Source organism: Mycobacterium sp. E2699 (assembly GCF_001666745.1).
Classification (GTDB): Bacteria; Actinomycetota; Actinomycetes; order Mycobacteriales; family Mycobacteriaceae; genus Mycobacterium.
In genome coordinates, this window is the sequence record NZ_LZJH01000115.1 from 1 (window position 1) to 16630 (window position 16630).

At 69.0% G+C, this 16630-nt stretch carries 11 protein-coding genes, 3 pseudogenes and 1 riboswitch; of the genes and pseudogenes, 12 read left to right on the forward strand and 2 right to left on the reverse strand.

Annotated features, from left to right (window positions below):
• From A5696_RS20425 to eccA, 6 genes and pseudogenes are all read left to right on the forward strand, one after another.
• A pseudogene (locus A5696_RS20425) lies at positions 1–79 on the forward strand (type VII secretion protein EsxI); the annotation flags it as partial.
• A 106-nt stretch (positions 80–185) separates the two neighbouring features.
• A complete protein-coding gene (locus A5696_RS20430) occupies positions 186–1088 on the forward strand; it encodes an ESX secretion-associated protein EspG (protein WP_067882828.1) in 903 nt (300 codons plus the stop codon).
• Between the two features lie 267 nt (positions 1089–1355).
• Positions 1356–2873: a type VII secretion integral membrane protein EccD gene (gene eccD / locus A5696_RS20435; RefSeq protein ID WP_067882829.1), complete on the forward strand. Its 1518-nt coding sequence runs from the start codon at positions 1356–1358 to the stop codon at positions 2871–2873.
• Positions 2851–4722: a type VII secretion-associated serine protease mycosin gene (locus A5696_RS20440; protein ID WP_067882830.1), complete on the forward strand. Its 1872-nt coding sequence runs from the start codon at positions 2851–2853 to the stop codon at positions 4720–4722. Before eccD ends, A5696_RS20440 begins: the two co-directional genes overlap by 23 nt.
• Before the next feature lie 19 nt (positions 4723–4741).
• The gene (gene eccE / locus A5696_RS20445) at positions 4742–5947 is read left to right on the forward strand and encodes a type VII secretion protein EccE (RefSeq protein ID WP_067882831.1); all 1206 of its coding nucleotides are present in this window, start codon (positions 4742–4744) and stop codon (positions 5945–5947) included.
• Positions 5944–7776 (forward strand): type VII secretion AAA-ATPase EccA, encoded by a 1833-nt coding sequence (eccA, locus tag A5696_RS20450; RefSeq protein ID WP_067882832.1) that lies wholly within the window; start codon positions 5944–5946, stop codon positions 7774–7776. The genes eccE and eccA overlap by 4 nt, the downstream gene beginning before the upstream one ends.
• 83 nt (positions 7777–7859) lie before the next feature.
• A riboswitch (M-box (ykoK) riboswitch) is annotated at positions 7860–8035 on the forward strand.
• 88 nt (positions 8036–8123) lie between these two features.
• On the opposite strand, the pseudogene A5696_RS29245 reads toward eccA, so the two are convergent.
• Positions 8124–8228: pseudogene (locus tag A5696_RS29245) on the reverse strand (hypothetical protein); the annotation flags it as partial.
• 261 nt (positions 8229–8489) lie between these two features.
• Between A5696_RS29245 and A5696_RS20455 the strand changes: the two are divergent.
• The 5 genes and pseudogenes from A5696_RS20455 (at position 8490) to A5696_RS20475 (ending at position 14378) form a co-directional block, all read left to right on the forward strand.
• Positions 8490–9437 (forward strand): annotated as a pseudogene (locus A5696_RS20455) (PPE domain-containing protein).
• 965 nt (positions 9438–10402) lie between these two features.
• Positions 10403–11713 carry a PPE family protein gene (locus A5696_RS20460; RefSeq protein WP_067882833.1) on the forward strand — a complete coding sequence of 437 codons (1311 nt, stop codon included), beginning with the start codon at positions 10403–10405 and terminating at the stop codon, positions 11711–11713.
• A 71-nt stretch (positions 11714–11784) separates the two neighbouring features.
• Positions 11785–13188, forward strand: a complete 1404-nt coding sequence (locus A5696_RS20465) for a PPE family protein (protein ID WP_067882834.1) — start codon at positions 11785–11787, stop codon at positions 13186–13188.
• Positions 13189–13217: 29 nt separating this feature from the next.
• A complete protein-coding gene (locus tag A5696_RS20470) occupies positions 13218–13541 on the forward strand; it encodes a DUF732 domain-containing protein (protein WP_067882876.1) in 324 nt (107 codons plus the stop codon).
• Positions 13542–13667: 126 nt separating this feature from the next.
• Complete coding sequence (locus A5696_RS20475) at positions 13668–14378, forward strand: MgtC/SapB family protein (RefSeq protein ID WP_067882835.1); 711 nt, start codon at positions 13668–13670, stop codon at positions 14376–14378.
• A gap of 6 nt (positions 14379–14384) precedes the next feature.
• Here A5696_RS20475 and A5696_RS20480 read toward each other — a convergent pair whose 3' ends face one another.
• Entirely contained in the window at positions 14385–15578 is a 1194-nt protein-coding gene (locus A5696_RS20480) for an NAD(P)/FAD-dependent oxidoreductase (RefSeq protein ID WP_067882836.1), read from the reverse strand.
• A gap of 63 nt (positions 15579–15641) precedes the next feature.
• Here A5696_RS20480 and A5696_RS20485 point away from each other — a divergent pair, with 63 nt between their 5' ends.
• Entirely contained in the window at positions 15642–16586 is a 945-nt protein-coding gene (locus A5696_RS20485; RefSeq protein WP_067882837.1) for a sterol desaturase family protein, read from the forward strand.
• Positions 16587–16630: the final 44 nt, after the last annotated feature.

Here is a 16630-nt window from a genome sequence, read left to right on the forward strand (position 1 = left end):
CGCCCACGGCCAGAAGGTGCAGAGCGCCGGCAGCAACATGGCCAGCACCGACAGCGCCGTCGGGTCCAGCTGGGCCTAACTCGCAACTTCAGGCGCGGCAGCACACCGATACGTGGTGTGCTGCCGCGTCCTGCGGTTTCAGTAAACTTCGACCATTTCGACCACTTCGACCGCCGAGGCTATTGATGGACCAACAGAGCACCCGCACCGACATCACCGTCAACGTCGACGGCTTCTGGATGCTCCAGGCGTTGCTCGACATCCGACACGTCGCGCCCGAATTGAGGTGCCGGCCGTTCGTCTCCACCGACTCGAGCGACTGGCTCAACGAACACCCGGGAATGGCGGTGATGCGCGAGCAGGGCATCGTCGTCGGCGACGAGGTGCACGAGCAGGTCGCCGCTCGGATGCGGGTCCTGGCTGCGCCCGACCTCGAGGTCGTCGCCCTGCTGTCGCGGGGCAAGCTGCTCTACGGCGTCGTTGACGACGAGAACCAACCGCCCGGTTCGCGCGACATCCCCGAAAACGAGTTCCGGGTGGTGCTGGCCCGCCGCGGCCAGCACTGGGTGTCGGCTGTGCGGGTCGGCAGCGACATCACCGTCGACGACGTCGCCGTCGCGGACAGCGCCTCCATCGCGTCGCTGGTGCTGGACGGGCTGGAGTCGATCCACCATGCGGAGCCCGCGGCGATCAACGCGGTCAACGTCCCGCTGGAGGAGATGCTGGAAGCGACGAAGTCCTGGCAGGAGTCCGGGTTCAACGTCTTCTCGGGCGGTGATCTGCGGCGGATGGGCATCAGCGCCGCCACGGTCGCCGCGCTGGGCCAGGCGTTGTCGGATCCGGCGGCCGAGGTCGCGGTGTACGCGCGCCAGTACCGGGACGACGCCAAGGGCCCCAGCGCCTCGGTGCTGTCGCTGAAGGACGGCTCGGGCGGTCGCATCGCCCTCTACCAGCAGGCTCGCACCGCGGGTTCGGGGGAGGCGTGGCTGGCCATCTGCCCGGCGACCCCGCAACTGGTGCAGGTGGGCATCAAGACCGTGCTCGACACGCTGCCTTATGGCGAGTGGAAAACGCACAGCAGGGTCTGACATCCGCGTGAAACACAAACTTTACCAACGCTTTTGCCGACAACATGCGATCGGGATGCGAAGACGGCATACTTCTCTAGAATCATCAGCAAATCTTCAAAGCAGTGTCACCACAACTCCTTAGCGCAAGGCGAGGCAGATGAAATCCGAATTAGTCGAGCTGTACCTCTCCGGGGGCCGCAGCGCCGCGGCGAGTGAAGCGACCGGGGCGCCCGCGCATCTGGCGACACGGGGTTACACATTCACCATGGCAGGGGGTGCTGGGCGATGACCGCAGTAGGAGTAGCTGACGCCCTACAGGCAGACATTGAGGGAATCTCACAGCCTCGGGCGGTAGTCGTCGGCATCATGGCCGGCGAGGGCGTCCAGATCGGCGTCCTGCTGGACGCCAACGCCCCTGTGTCGGTGATGACCGACCCGCTGCTGAAGGTGGTCAACAGCCGGCTCCGCGAGCTGGGCGAGACCCCGCTGGAGGCCACCGGTCGCGGCCGGTGGGCGCTGTGCCTGGTCGACGGCACCCCCCTGCGGGCCACCCAGTCGCTGACCGAGCAGGACGTCTACGACGGCGACCGGTTGTGGATCCGGTTCCTGCCGGACACCGAGCACCGGTCGCAGGTCATCGAGCACATCTCGACCGCCGTCTCGGCAAACCTCAGCAAGCGCTTCGCCGCGATCGACCCGACGGTTGCGGTGCAGGTCGGCGCGTCGATGGTGGCGATCGGCGTCACCGCGGCGTCGGGCCTGCTGGGTTGGTGGCGCTGGCACCACAACTCGTGGCTGCCCACCGCCTACTCCGCGGTCATCGCCGCCGTCGTGTTGACGGTCGCCATCATGCTCGCGATGCGGGCGAAGACCACCTCGGACCGGCTGGTCGCCGACATCATGCTGCTGAGCGGCCTCGCGCCGCTGACGGTGGCCGCGGCCTCGGCGCCGCCCGGCGGCGTCGGCTCCCCGCAGGCGGTGCTGGGCTTCGGCGTGCTCGCGGTCGCCGCGGCGCTGACCCTGCGCTTCACCGGCCGGCGGCTGGCCATCTACACCGCGATCGTCACCATCAGCGCGGTGGCGGCCGTCGCCAGCCTGGCGCGGATGGTGGCGAACACCAGCGCCGTCACCAACTTCACCTGCGTGGTGCTGGTCTGCGTGCTGGCCTACCAGGCCGCCCCGGCGATGTCGCGCCGGCTCGCCGGCATTCGGCTGCCCGTCTTCCCGTCGGCCACCAGCCGCTGGGTGTTCGAGGCGCGACCCGACCTGCCCACCACGGTGGTGCGCCCCGACGGCGGAGCTCCGGTCCTGGAGGGCCCCGCGTCGGTCCGCGACGTGGTGCTGCAGGCCGAGCGCGCCCGCTCGTTCCTGACGGGTCTGCTGCTCGGGCTCGGCGTGCTGATGGTGGTCTCGCTGACCGCGCTGTCGGATCCGCACACCTTCCAGCGCTGGCTGCCGCTCTTGCTGGCCGGTTTCTGCGCCGGCTTCCTGATGCTGCGCGGCCGCTCGTACGTCGATCGCTGGCAGGCCATCACCCTTGCCGCGACGGCGGTGCTGATCGTCGCCGCGGTGGTGGTGCGCTACGCGCTCGGGTTGCAGTCGCCGCTGGCGGTGTCGATCAGCGTGGCGATCCTGGTGCTGCTGCCGGCGCTGGGCATGACGGCCGCGGCGGTGGTGCCCAACACCATCTACAGCCCGCTGTTCCGCAAGCTGGTGGAATACGTCGAGTACCTGTGCCTGATGCCGATCTTCCCGTTGGCATTGTGGCTGATGAATGTCTATGCCGCGATCCGTTACCGCTAAGAGCAGGGCGTGGCGCGGTCGCGCATCGCGCGCGACCGTCGCCGCGCTTCTGCTCACTTCCGGTGCACTGGCCGGTTTGCCACCCGCGTCCGCGATCTCCCCGCCGACGGTTGATCCGGGCGCGGTGCCGCCGGACGGCCCGCCGGGACCGCCGGCGCCGATGAAGCAGAACTCCTACTGCACCGAGGTCGGGGTGCTGCCGGGCACCGACTTCCGGTTGCAGCCGAAGTACATGGACATGCTCAACCTGCAGGAGGCCTGGCAATTCGGCCGCGGGGCCGGGCAGAAGGTCGCCGTCATCGACACCGGTGTGACGCCGCACCCGCGGTTTCCGCACCTCATTCCCGGCGGTGACTACATCATGTCCGGCGACGGCCTGTCGGACTGCGACGCGCACGGCACCATCGTGGCGTCCATGATCGGCGCGGCCCCGGCCAACGGCGCGACGGCGCCGCCCGCGGCGCCGCGCAAGCCGGTCACCATCCCCACCACGGAGCCGCCCCCCAAAGCCCCGCCGCCGCAGACGGTGACCCTGTCGCCACTGCCTCAGACGGTGACGATGGTGCCCCCGCCGCCCCAGTCGGAGGCGCCGGCTCCCGGACCCTTCGGGGGACCCCCTCCGCCGCCGGCACCCGCGGGCCCCCCCGCGCCGGCGGGGCCGCCGGCACCGGCCGGAGCTGCGCCGGGACCCGGTCAGGCGCCGGCCGCCAACCACGGCGGCGGGACGGTGACCGTACCCGGCTATTCCGGCGGCCGGCAGGTGATCGGCGTCGACAACCCGGTCAACCGGACCGGACCGCGTCCACTCGACCCGCCCAAACCGCCGCCAACCCCGGCACCGCCCCCGGGAGCGCCGTCGTCGCAGGCCCCCGACGCCTACAGCGGAATCGCCCCGGATGTCGACATCATCGCGATCCGGCAGTCCAGCCAGGCTTTCGGCCTCAAGGACGCCTACACCGGTGACGAGGACCCGCAGACGCGGGCGAAGGTCGACGACGTCGAGACCATGGCGCGGGCGATCGTGCACGCCGCGAACCTGGGCGCCACGGTCATCAACATCTCCGACGTCACCTGCATGAGCGCGCGCAACATCATCGACCAGCGCACGCTGGGCGCCGCCGTGCGCTATGCGGCCGTCGACAAGAACGTCGTCATCGTGGCCGCGGCCGGCGACACCAGCAAAAAGGACTGCAAGCAGAACCCCGCGTTCGATCCCATGCAGCCCAAGGACCCCCGCGACTGGAGCGGCGTCACCACGGTGGTGACACCCTCCTGGTACAGCGACTACGTGCTGACCGTCGGGGCGGTCGACACCGAAGGCCGTCCGCTCACCCAGGGCGGCGGGCAGGGGTCGACGAGCGTCGCGGGACCGTGGGTGGGAATCGCCGCGCCCGGCACCGACGTCATCGGGCTCTCGCCCCGCGACGACGGCCTGATCAACGCCATCGACGGCCCCGACAACACGCTCCTGGTCCCCGCCGGCACCAGCTTCTCGACGGCGATCGTGTCCGGCGTGGCGGCCCTCGTGCGAGCGAAGTACCCGCAGCTGACGGCGAACCAGGTCATCAACCGCCTGGAACGCACCGCCAGGGCGCCGGCGCGCGGGGTGGACAACCAGGTCGGATACGGTGTGGTCGACCCGGTCGCGGCGCTGACCTGGGACGTCCCGGACGGACCGCCAAAGCCGCCGCAGCAACTGTCGGCACCCCTGAACATTCCGAAACCGGCCCCGCACCGCGATATGGTGCCAGTATGGGTCGCAGCCGGAGGGTTGTTCGCGGCCTTGCTGATTGGCGGCGCCGTGTTCGGTACAGCGGTGTTCATCAAGCGAACACGAAAGCAGCAATGAGGTCGGAGCAGCAAAAGTAATGAAGGCGCAGCGCAGTTTTGGACTGTCTTTGTCGTGGCCGCGGGTCACCGCGGTGTTTCTGGTCGACATCCTGATCCTGTTGGTGGCCAGCCACTGCCCGGACTCGTGGCAGGGCGAGCACCACATCGCGTTCTGGGTGGGTGTCGGGCTGGCGTCGTTGGTGACGCTGCTGTCGCTGGTCACCCACCACGGGCTGACGGTGACCTCCGGCCTGGCCACGTGGCTGTGGGACTGGTCCGCCGACCCGGGCACGGCGCTGACGGCGGGATGCACGCCCCCGATAGACCACCAGCGCCGGTTCGGTCGCGACAAGGTCGGCGTGCGCCAGTATGAAGGCCAGCTGGTGAGCGTGATCGCGATCGACGGCGGGGACGAGGACGCCTCCGGGCGCCACCGGCACCGGACGACGGCGGCCACCCTGCCGGTGCATGCCGTCGCCGAGGGATTGCGGCAGTTCGACATTCACCTCGACGGCATCGACATCGTCTCGATGAAGGTCCGCCGCGGCGGCCCCGAGGGCCGAGCCGCCGAGAAGTCCAAGCTGGACGACTGGGGGCCGGAGGAATGGGGGGTGGTGAGCGACGAGCCCACCTCCTACGTGCGCCGCACCTGGCTGGTGCTGCGGATGAACCCGCAACGCAACGTTGCCGCCGTCGCGGCCCGCGATTCGCTCGCGTCGACGTTGGCGGCGGCCACCGAGCGGCTCGCCCAGGATCTCGACGGCCAGACGTGCGTGGCCAAGCCGTTGACCGCCGAACAGCTCGCCGAGGTCGACAGCGCCGTGCTGGCCGACCTGGAGCCGACCTGGAGCCGTCCCGGTTGGCGGTACCTCAAGCACTTCAATGGGTTCGCCACCAGCTTCTGGTTGACGCCGTCGGACATCAGCACCCAGACCCTCGAGGATTTGTTGGTGCCCGACGTGGCGGCCGCCGTGATCACGATCCGGCTCGACACCAGCGGCGGCCGGCCTCAGCTGGCGGCGTGGGTGCGCTACCACAGCGAAAGCCGGCTCCCCCGAAAGGATTCGTCGGGACTCAACCGGCTCACCGGCCGCCAGCTGGCCGCGGTGCGCGCCAGCCTGCCGGCGCCGACGGCTCGCCCCCTGCTGGTCGTGCCCAGCCGTCCGTTGCTCGATGACGAGGATCTGGTGCTGCCGGTCGGTCAGGTCAGGGAGAGCGCAGCGAGCGTGCCTGCAGCGCAATGACGCGGCCTCAATCAACCGCCGAAGACGCCCGTAATGCGATGGTCGCCGGACTTCTGGCGTCCGGAATCTCGGTCAACGGGCTGCAGCCCAGCCACAACCCGCAGGTCGCCGCGCAGATGTTCAACACGGCGACCACGCTCGACCCGGGCATGTGCGATGCCTGGCTGGCGCGGATGCTGGCGGGGGAGCAGAGCCTCGACGTGCTGGCCGGCGCGTGGGCGTCGGTCAGGACGTTCGGCTGGGAGACCCGCCGCCTCGGCGTCACCGACCTGCAGTTCCGGCCGGAGGTTTCCGACGGGTTGTTCCTGCGCCTCGCCGTCACCAGCGTGGAGTCGCTGGCGTGCGCTTATGCCGCCGTCCTCGCCGAGGCCAAGCGGTACGAGGAGGCGGCCAAGCTGCTCGACGGCGTCGAGCCCCGTCATCCGTTCGACGAGGAAGTGGTCAACTACGTGCGGGGCGTGCTGTACTTCCGCACCGGGCGTTGGCCGGACGTGCTCGCCCAGTTCCCCGAGGGCAAGACCTGGCGGCACCCCGAACTGAAGGCCGCCGGCGCCGCGATGGCGACGACCGCGCTGGCGTCCCTGGGTGTCTTCGAGGAGGCCTTCCGGCGCGGCGAGGCCGCCGTCGAGGGCGACCGGGTCCCGGGGGCGGCCAACATCGCGCTGTACACGCAGGGCATGTGCCTGCGGCACGTGGGCCGTGAGGAGGAGGCCGTCGAGCTGTTGCGCCGGGTCTACTCGCGGGATCCGAAGTTCGCCCCGGCCCGCGAAGCGCTGGACAACCCGAACTACCGGCTGATACTGACCGACCCGGAGACGATCGAGGCCCGCACCGACCCGTGGGATCCGGACAGCGCGCCCACCCGCGCCCAGACGGAGGCGGCCCGCCACGCGCAGGAGGCCGCCAAGTACCTGGCCGAAGGCGACGCCGAGCTCAACGCGATGTTGGGCATGGAACGGGCCAAGCGGGAAATCAAGCTCATCAAGTCCACCACCAAGGTGAACCTGGCCCGGGAGAAGATGGGCCTCCCGGTGCCGGTGACCTCGCGCCACACCCTGCTGCTCGGGCCGCCCGGGACGGGCAAGACGTCGGTGGCGCGCGCGTTCGCCAAGCAGCTGTGTGGGCTCACGGTGTTGCGCAAGCCGGTGGTGGTGGAGACGAGCCGCACCAAGCTGTTGGGCCGGTACATGGCCGACGCCGAAAAGAACACCGAGGAAATGCTCGAGGGCGCGCTGGGTGGGGCGGTGTTCTTCGACGAGATGCACACCCTGCACGAGACCGGGTACCACCAGGGCGACCCCTACGGCAACGCGATCATCAACACCCTGCTGCTCTATATGGAGAACCATCGCGACGAGTTGGTGGTCTTCGGCGCCGGCTATGCCAAGGCCATGGACAAGATGCTGGAGGTGAATCAGGGTCTGCGGCGGCGCTTTTCGACCGTGATCGAGTTCTTCAGCTACACACCGGACGAGCTGCTGGCGCTCACCAAGCTGATGGCACGCGACAACGAGGACATCGTCGCCGACTCCGAGGTTGAGGTGTTGTTGCCGTCGTACACCAAGTTCTACCTCGACGAGAGCTATTCGGAAGACGGGGACCTGATCCGCGGCATCGACACGCTCGGCAACGCCGGCTTCGTTCGCAACGTGGTGGAAAAGGCCCGCGATCACCGCAGCTTCCGCCTGGACGACGAGGACCTGGACGCGGTGCTGGCCAGCGATCTGACCGAGTTCAGCGAGGCGCAACTGCTCCGGTTCAAGGAACTGACCCGCGATGACCTTGCCGAGGGACTCAAGGCCGCGGTGGCCGAAAAGAAGTCGGGATAGCTCGGCGCCGACCTGCGATCTGTCGCAAGCGGGTGGCAGCCCGACTTGATTGGTCCGGGCCCGCGGTGCCACCATGGCCTCTGCAAGCACCTCGCTAGGTGAGGCGTCTGCACGGACACAGGCCACTGACCTCGAACGTCGAAAGACGCCCAGGGTCAGGACAGCTCCTCCCGGATTAAGGGTTGAGCCCAAGTGGCTTCCGGCGCTACCGAGCCGGATACGCCGTGTGGTGCCAAAGCTCTGACGAGAGGGGTGCGGTGTCGGGGTGTTCTGCCCTGGCGCTCCTCCCGTGTGCATGCTGCGCGCAATGCGCTTGCCGGACAAGGGTATTGCAAGGCATTCAAGGCATCCCCGTGTGCCACAGCCGTGAGGAGGTGAGAGCGAAATGAGTCCCGACGACAGTCCGTATACCAGATCGACCATTTCGTTTCGATCCGACCCCGGCTCCTTTTCAGTCTGAACGGCTCGCCCTTACCGGCCGCTTCCGCGTGAATTCGCCTCGGGGACCGCGGCTTTGGCGTGGGCAAAAGCGCGCCAGCACTGCCTGGTTGACCCGGGATCGGCCCTTCCGTGAGGAGAAGTCCGATGCCATTTGTCATTGCGCGCCCACAGGCGCCGGCCCGGGCTGACACGCTATCAGCCTGGGCCGCAACACGATTCGACACTCCCGCCGCCTGCCGATGCGCGGCCGCGAGAAAGACAGGAGGCCGACGATGACCGCGGCACTGGACTTCGCGACGCTTCCCCCCGAAGTGAACTCCGGCCGGATGTATTCCGGGGCGGGTTCGGGCCCGATGCTGGCAGCCGCTTCGGGCTGGCACGCGCTGGCCGCCGAAATGCGCGCCACCGCAGCCTCTTACGGGTCGGTGCTGTCGGCGGCGATTGCGGCGACCGAAGCCCAGTACGCCGAGATGTGGGCCCAGGACGCCGCGGCGATGTACTCCTACGCCGCCTCCTCGGCTGCCGCCGCGCAACTGAGCCCGTTCACCGACCCGCAGGCGGCCACCAGCCCCGGTGGCCTCACCGCCCAGTCCGCCGCGGTGGCCCGGGCCGTCGCCACCCCGGCCGGGACCCAGCAGAACGCCTTGGCCTAGCTGATGTCGGCGCTGCCGAGCGCACTGCAGGGGCTGTCCTCGCCGGTGTCGTCGTCGCCGGCGACGGAGGTGGTGGGCCTGCTGACCGGGTCCGGTTCGGGATCGTCGGTGCTGGACGGCCTTTGGGCGCAATGGGGTCCCGACGCCAACCTGTGGAACACCGTCTTCTCGTCGGGGTTCTACATGCCCAGCAACACCATGGCCCCGTTCCTGGGGCTGCTGAGCGGGCAGGGTGCGGGTAACGCGGTCGGCGATGCCGCAGGCCAGGCGGCCAGCGGGGCGCTCGGCGAAGCCATGGCCGGCCCGGTAGGCGGCGGCGGTGGTCTCGGCAACGCCGTCTCGGCCGGCGTCGGCCGCGCCCCGATGATCGGCGCGATGTCGGTGCCGCCGAGCTGGACGGCGCCGGCACCGCTGGCCGGCCCGCTGGCTTCTGCGCTGGGGGGCACGCCCATGGTGCCGCCGCCCGCCATGCCGATCGGGGCCGCGGGCGCCCAGCCGTACGGGCGGGCCGTCCCGCAGTACGGCTTCCGGCCGACCTTCGTCGTGCGGCCGCCGGCCGCCGGGTAGGGCGGGCGCTGTATGCGGCCTCACAGCGGGCGCGTCGGCGGAATGAGCGTTCCGCAACCTCGCGGAAACGCTTCGGACGCCGCCTCTTCGTCCAATCGGCGCCGGTGAGGACAGAAAAGGCCCGCGCCCTCCTCACAGAAAATCCCCAGCAGCTAATCAGCGGTGTGGAAGGTATCGATGCGTACGCTAGGTGAAATTCAGGGGAGCACCGCATGACGATCAGCTATCGAGTTGGCGACGGCCACGCCGCCAACGCTACGGTCCCGGCCCGGCCGGCCGGCGGCTCGGTGGCGGGCAAAAGGGGCAGGCCGCCGCCAGCAACATGCAACGGCATCGAGTAGCGCGAGCTCTAGCCGAGCGCAGGGGCTTTTGGACGCAATTTCTGGTGGTGCATCAGCCAACACATGAGTCACATATTGGCGAACTCAAATAAACGCCCGCGGCGCGTAATAGCGCGCTCCCGGCATTAAGACATTTCGAGACTCGCGCCTTTATGCCGAAATGGTTATCCGCGCCTTTAACCAGCTTCGCTGGTCGTCATTCTGCCGCAAGGCGATTCGCAAGTTATCAGAGCTTTCTGTCTAGTTGCTGAAAAGACGCTGTATATCGTCTCTACGCCCTCTTACGGTCCAGGTCTGTATTAGCTGTCCGGCAGCGCACTCACAGCGAAAGACGACATCTGCCACGCGTTATTTACGTTAGCCTTACATCGCGGGAACATGCGACGAATATTTTCCGATCACGATGAGATCAATTGCGGGCAGCGGGGCCCAAATGGCTGGTCGTCGCGCGATCGGCTGCATTTGCCGGGCAACGAAATGGGACTGGTTTTCTTCGAACAAGTGAATCAATCCATGGATTCAACGCCGGATTCCATGGATTCCATTTGAGCTACGGCTCGATTGCGGCCGCGGCTAACGGCCCGCGCCTACCATGGCGGCCACTTAGGGGACCGGAGGGAATAGATGTTCGATTTCGGGGCGCTACCGCCGGAGGTCAACTCCGGCCGGATGTATGTCGGCGCCGGGGCGGGGCCGATGCTCGCAGCCGCGGCGGCCTGGGACGAGTTGGCGACGGAGTTGCAGTCGACAGCCGCCGCGTACGGGTCCACCATCGAAACCCTGGCGGCGGGGCCCTGGACAGGGCCGTCGTCGATCGCGATGGCGGCGGCGGCCAGCCCGTACGTGGCGTGGATGAGTGCGACGGGCGCTCAGGCCGAAGAGGCGGCCACCCAGGCCAAGATCGCGGCCGGCGCCTACGAGACGGCGTTCGCCGCCACGGTGCCCCCGCCGGTGATCGCGGCCAACCGCGCCCTGCTCATGGCGCTGATCGCCACCAACTTCCTGGGTCAGAACACCCCGGCGATCGCGGCCACCGAAGCGCAGTACGCCGAGATGTGGGCCCAGGACGCCGCCGCGATGTACGCCTACGCGGCCTCGTCGGCCACCGCGTCACAGCTCACCCCGTTCACCGAGCCGCCGCAGACCACCAGCAGCGCCGCACCGGCCGCCCAAGCGGCCGCGGTCTCTCAATCCACCAGCACGCCGGCGGCGTCGATTGGCACGCAGCTGTCCCAATTCATCACCTATGTGCCGACTTTCCTGCAAAACCTTGCGACGACCGTCACGTCGCCAACGGCCCCGACGGCGACGACCGGAAACCTGCTGTCGGGCCTGAGCCTGCCGCAGTTGACAACCCTGCCGACGTTGCCGACCGGCCTCTCGGGCGACCTGACCGCCTGGAACAACATCATGAGCACCATCGCCTCCGGGCCCTACTCCCTGCAGGGCTTGGCCTCGATACCCGGCGGCCCGTTCCTGTCCTTCGGGCAGGCGTACGCATGGGGCCAGAACGGGCAGGGTGCCGCCGCTTACCTTGCCGGTCCCAAGGCCATCAGCGGGGCGCTGGCGCCGCTGACCCAGGGGGCCAGCGCCGTGAAGCCCATGCTCAGCTCGGCCGTCGGCGGCTCGATGGGCAAGGCCGCCCTGGTCGGGGGGATGTCGGTGCCGCAGGGCTGGACCGAGGCCGCCCCGGCGATCAGGACACTGGCGTCGGTCTTGCCGACGAACCTCGCTGCCGCGCCGGCGGCCTCGCTCACGGGCGAGGAGGGGGTCTTCGGCCAGATGGCGCTCTCGAGCCTGGCCGGTCGCGCCGTCGGGGCCGCCGCGTTCCAGTCCGGGGGCAGCGGTAGTGCTGCGCTCGGCTCACTGGGCGGTGTCATCGAGGCCGACCCCGCCGCGGCCACGATCATCGTCATTCCGGTGCTAGAGGAGTGACGGCAGTGACGGGAACCAACCCAGCAGCACCGTCCACTCGGGCGCAGACGAGCAGGCAAGGGGTATAGACGATGTTTTACGGAGCTTTTCCGCCGGAGTTCAACTCGGGCCGGATGTACGCCGGCCCGGGAGCGGGGTCGCTGCGAGCGGCCGCCGCGGCCTGGGATGGGCTGGCGAGCGAATTGCAGTCCACCGTGTCCTCGTATTCTTCGGTGGTCGACAGCCTGACCAGCGGATCGTGGGTGGGTCCGTCATCGGTCAACATGGTCGCCGCGGTCACGCCGTACCTGGCCTGGATGCAGGGCACAGCGGCGCAGGCCGCCGAAGCTGCGACCCGGGCCACCGCCGCCGCAACCGCCTACGAGACGGCCTTCGCCGCGCACGTGCCGCCGGCGGAGATCGCTGCCAACCGCAGCCAACTGGCGTCGCTCGTGGCAACCAACGTCTTCGGACAGAACACCCCGGCGATCGCCGCCACCGAAATTCAATACGCCGAGATGTGGGCGCAAGACGCCGTGGCGATGGACAACTACCTCGTTTCGTCGGCGACCGCGTCCAACGTGACGCCGTTCAACCAGCCGCCGCAGACGACCAACACAGCGGGCACGGCGGCGCAAGCGGCCGCGGTGACCCAAGCCGCTGCCACCCCGGCGGGGACCGTAGGGAACCTCTTGTCGGAAGCGGCTAACCCGCTCACCAGCACCAACCCGATTCTGCAGGGGCTGTCGAACCTCGCCACCGACTACACGGACACCATGAACGGGCTGTTGAACTCGTTGTTCGGATCTGGCGCGGGCACCCTCTACGGCAACCTCTACAACGCCATCAAGGTCCCGCTCAGCTTCACCACGGGATTCAACGACATCGGGTTGCTGATCAACTTCCCGGTGTCGCAGTTTCTGAAGTTCGCGCCGCCGGTTGGATACGGGGCGCTCCCGAAGGACGCGCTTGGGGCGGGGCTGGGGGCGCTGGGCTTCGGCCGCGGGACCCTGTACAACGCCGTGTCGGCGGGCATGGGCAACGCCGGCACGCTGGTCGGCAAGTTGTCGGTCCCGCCCAGCTGGGCCACGGCCACCCCGGCCGTCAGGACGGTAGCGGCGGCGCTGTCGGCCGCCGGGCCCGACGCGGTGCCCGCCGCCGCGCTCGGGGCGGGCGGTCTGCTCAGTTCGATGTCCGTCGCGGGAATGCTGGGCAGCGCCCTGGGCGCCGGGGGCCCCGACGCCTTGCGCGGCGCCGGGGTGCGCGGCCGCGTCAAACCGATCAAAGACCTCAAGGACGCGGCGTCGCCCGAGAAGCTCAAGCGCCTGGTGGCACAGATTTCGGAAAAACCCGAAAGCGTGCAGCACCACAACGTCGATCAGGAGGGCCTCGACGCCCTGCTCGAGCAGCTGGCGAAGAAGCCCGGCATCCACGCCGTGCACCTGCGAAAGGGCGACAAGCCGCAGGTCGTGCCCTCAGACGCGCAAATAGGTTAGGCCGCAACGACATTGGGAGAGTGATGAGCATGAGACTGCTACTGGCAGCCATTGGCGCCGCGGCCGCGATCGGCTTCGCCGCGCCCGCGTATGCCGATCCGCCCCCTCCGCCGCAAGGAGACGACGGGGGATTCCTCGCCGCTCTGCAGCAGGTCGGCATCCACTATTCCAGCCCGGACGCCGCGGTCACGTCCGGCAAGGCCGTGTGCACCTGCCTCAACAACGGTGAATCGGGTCTCGAACTTGTCCACGACGTCAAGACCCACAATCCCGGAATGGACATGGAGAACGCGTCCAACTTCGCGATGATCGCGGCGAAGTTTTACTGCCCCCACCAACTCTCCAAGTCGTAGCGCAACCGGCGGTTTCCTGGAGGTGGCCGCCGGACAACCGGATCGGCTGCGGTCCACCTGCCGTTCACCTGCGAGTGCTTAGCTGCCGCCGACCAGCGCGGCGAGCGGGGGAAGGAGTGCGGTCTCATGCAGACGCTGAGCGTCGCCGATTTCGCCCTCCGCCTGGCCGTCGGGGTGGGCTGCGGCGCCTTGATCGGGCTGGAGCGGCAATGGCGGGCCCGGCGAGCCGGCCTGCGCACCAACGCGCTGGTCGCGGCCGGGGCGACCCTGTTCGTGCTGTACGCCGTCGCCACCGAGGACACCAGCCCGACGCGCGTCGCGTCGTATGTGGTGTCCGGCATCGGTTTTCTCGGCGGCGGGGTGATCCTGCGCGAGGGCGTCAACGTCCGCGGGCTCAACACCGCGGCCACCCTGTGGTGCTCGGCTGCGATCGGCGTACTGGCCGCGTCGGGACACCTCGTCTTCACGCTGATCGGGACCGGCACCGTCATCGCCATCCACCTGTTCGGCCGCCCGCTCGGCCGGCTGATCGACCGCGACAACACCGACGACGAGGACGAGAGCCTGCAGCCCTTCCTGGTGCAGGTGGTCTGCCGCCCCAAAACGGAGAAGTACGCCCGCGCGCAGATCGTTCAGCATGCCAGCGGCAACGACATGACGCTGCGCGGCATCCACACCGGGCCGGCCGACGACGACGACGAGATCACGCTGACGGCACATCTGCTCATGGACGGCCACACCCCGGCGAAACTCGAGCGCCTGGTGGCCGAGCTGTCGCTGCAGCCGGGTGTGCGCGCGGTGCACTGGTACGCCGGCGACCAGGTGCAGTCCGACTGATCCCGATCAGGGGCGGTTTTGCAACTCCGGCGCGGCTGCCGCCAGCAGCTCCGCGCGGCTGCGGGTCAGCGGCGGGTAGATCCGGCGGGTGTTGATGGTCTGCTTGGTGGCCTTGGCCTCCGCTCCCGTCGAGACCACCGCCCGATCCCACCCTTCGGTGTAGACGGCACCGGCCGGGCCGAGATCGAGAACCGTGACGTACCAAGGAATTCGGAGGGCCAGCATCGGCTCGTCGAGCAGGTCGCTGATGACGTTGTACCCGGCATAGCGGCCCATCGGGCGCCCGTGCTGGCACGACATCACCGACAGGTGCTCGTCGTCCATGCGCGCCGCGGCGACGTCGCCCGCGGCGAACACCGACGGCACCCCGACGACCCGCAGGTAATCGTCGACCCGCACCCGGCCCAGCCGGTCACGCGGCACGGGGAGCTGCTCGGTCAGCGCGCTGGCCCGCATGCCGGCGCACCACACCACCGTGTGCGCCTCCAGCCGTTCGCCCGAGGACAGCGACACACCGCGCCGGGTGACCTCCGTGACGCCGACGGCCGTCCTGGTCTCGACGCCGTTTGCCGTCAAGGCCCGTTCGATCACCGGGCGCGCCGAGGAGCCCATGTCGGAGCCCACCGCGGGGTTGCGGTCGATCATGACCACGCGGGGGGTGACGGTGCCGAACGAGTCGCGCAGCCGCGCCGGCAATTCGCAGGCCACCTCGACCCCGGCGGGGCCGGCCCCGACCACGACGACGGTGGCGGCCGCCGGCGTCGGCGCCTCCGCGGCGAGCTCGCGCAGGTGCCGCCGCAGCGCGAGCGCGCCGTCGTGGGTGTCGACGTCGAAGCCGAACTCCCGCAGCCCCGCTATGTCGGGCTTGACCACGCGGCTGCCCGCCGCCAGCACCAGCCGGTCGTAGCCAAACGTCGCACCGCTCGACGTGGTCACCGTGCGGGCGCCGGTGTCGATGGCGGTCACCTCGGCGGTGACGTGCGCGACGCCCACGGGATCGAGCAGGTCCGCGAGCGGGATGCGGCAGGCGCTCAGATCGGCCTCGTAGTTGCGCACCCGGATGTCGTGGAAGGGTTGCGGGCTCAGCACGGTGATGTCCACCGTGCCGGCCGGCACCGCGAGCTCGTCGAGCCGCCGTGCGGCGCCGAGTGCGGCCCACAGTCCCGCAAACCCCGAGCCCACTACCACCACAGCGGTCAAGTGCTCAACACCTCATTGGTACGCGCCGTTACCGGCGTTGGCCGATGGTCGTAATCTATCCGTGTGAATGCCGTCCTCGGGTTCTGGTTCGGGCTGCCCCCGCAGATGCGGGACCCCGTGCTGTTCGCCGTTCCGTTCTTTCTGTTGATGCTGACCCTCGAATGGACGGCGTCGCGCAAGCTGGAGCGCCTCGAGGCCTCGGCTGCCTATCCGGCGCGGCACGCGTCGGGCGCCTACCTGGCCCGCGACGCCGTGGCCAGCCTGTCGATGGGCCTGGTTTCGGTCGCCACCTCGGCCGGCTGGAAGGCCCTGGCCCTGTTCGGCTACGCCGGCATCTATGCCTACCTCGCGCCGTGGCACCTGGCGGCAAACCGGTGGTACACCTGGGTGATCGCGATCCTCGGCGTCGACCTGCTGTGGTACACCTACCACCGGATCGCCCACCGGGTGCGGCTGATCTGGGCGACGCACCAGGCCCACCACTCCAGCGAATACTTCAACTTCGCCACCGCGCTGCGCCAGAAGTGGAACAACAGCGGCGAGATCCTGATGTGGATTCCGTTGCCGCTCTTGGGCCTTCCCCCGTGGATGGTGTTTTTCAGTTGGTCGCTGAACCTGATCTACCAATTCTGGGTGCACACCGAGCGCATCGACAAGTTGCCGCGGCCCTTCGAGTTCATCCTCAACACCCCGTCGCACCACCGCGTGCACCACGGCATGGACCAGTTGTATCTCGACAAGAACTACGGCGGCATCCTGATCATCTGGGATCGCCTGTTCGGCACCTTCCAGGCCGAGCTGTTCCGCCCGCACTACGGCCTCACCAAGCGGGTCGACACGTTCAACATCTGGACGCTGCAGACCCGCGAATACGTCGCGATCGCCCGCGACTGGCGATCGGCGAACCGGCTGCGGGACCGGCTCGGCTACGTCTTCGGGCCGCCGGGGTGGCTACCGCGCGCGGCGGGCCGGTCCGCCGATGCCGTCCCGATGGTCACGCCGGGGTAACGCCAGCGCCGTCACGTGCGAAAAGATCAACAAGGGGTGAGACT

Excerpts from the sequence above, each read along its gene's own strand:
- A5696_RS20430 (WP_067882828.1), top strand. The coding sequence starts at position 186 with ATGGACCAACAGAGCACCCGCACCGACATCACCGTCAACGTCGACGGC.
- eccD (WP_067882829.1), top strand. The coding sequence starts at position 1,356 with ATGACCGCAGTAGGAGTAGCTGACGCCCTACAGGCAGACATTGAGGGA.
- A5696_RS20440 (WP_067882830.1), top strand. The coding sequence starts at position 2,851 with ATGCCGCGATCCGTTACCGCTAAGAGCAGGGCGTGGCGCGGTCGCGCA.
- eccE (WP_067882831.1), top strand. The coding sequence starts at position 4,742 with ATGAAGGCGCAGCGCAGTTTTGGACTGTCTTTGTCGTGGCCGCGGGTC.
- eccA (WP_067882832.1), top strand. The coding sequence starts at position 5,944 with ATGACGCGGCCTCAATCAACCGCCGAAGACGCCCGTAATGCGATGGTC.
- A5696_RS20460 (WP_067882833.1), top strand. The coding sequence starts at position 10,403 with ATGTTCGATTTCGGGGCGCTACCGCCGGAGGTCAACTCCGGCCGGATG.
- A5696_RS20465 (WP_067882834.1), top strand. The coding sequence starts at position 11,785 with ATGTTTTACGGAGCTTTTCCGCCGGAGTTCAACTCGGGCCGGATGTAC.
- A5696_RS20470 (WP_067882876.1), top strand. The coding sequence starts at position 13,218 with ATGAGACTGCTACTGGCAGCCATTGGCGCCGCGGCCGCGATCGGCTTC.
- A5696_RS20475 (WP_067882835.1), top strand. The coding sequence starts at position 13,668 with ATGCAGACGCTGAGCGTCGCCGATTTCGCCCTCCGCCTGGCCGTCGGG.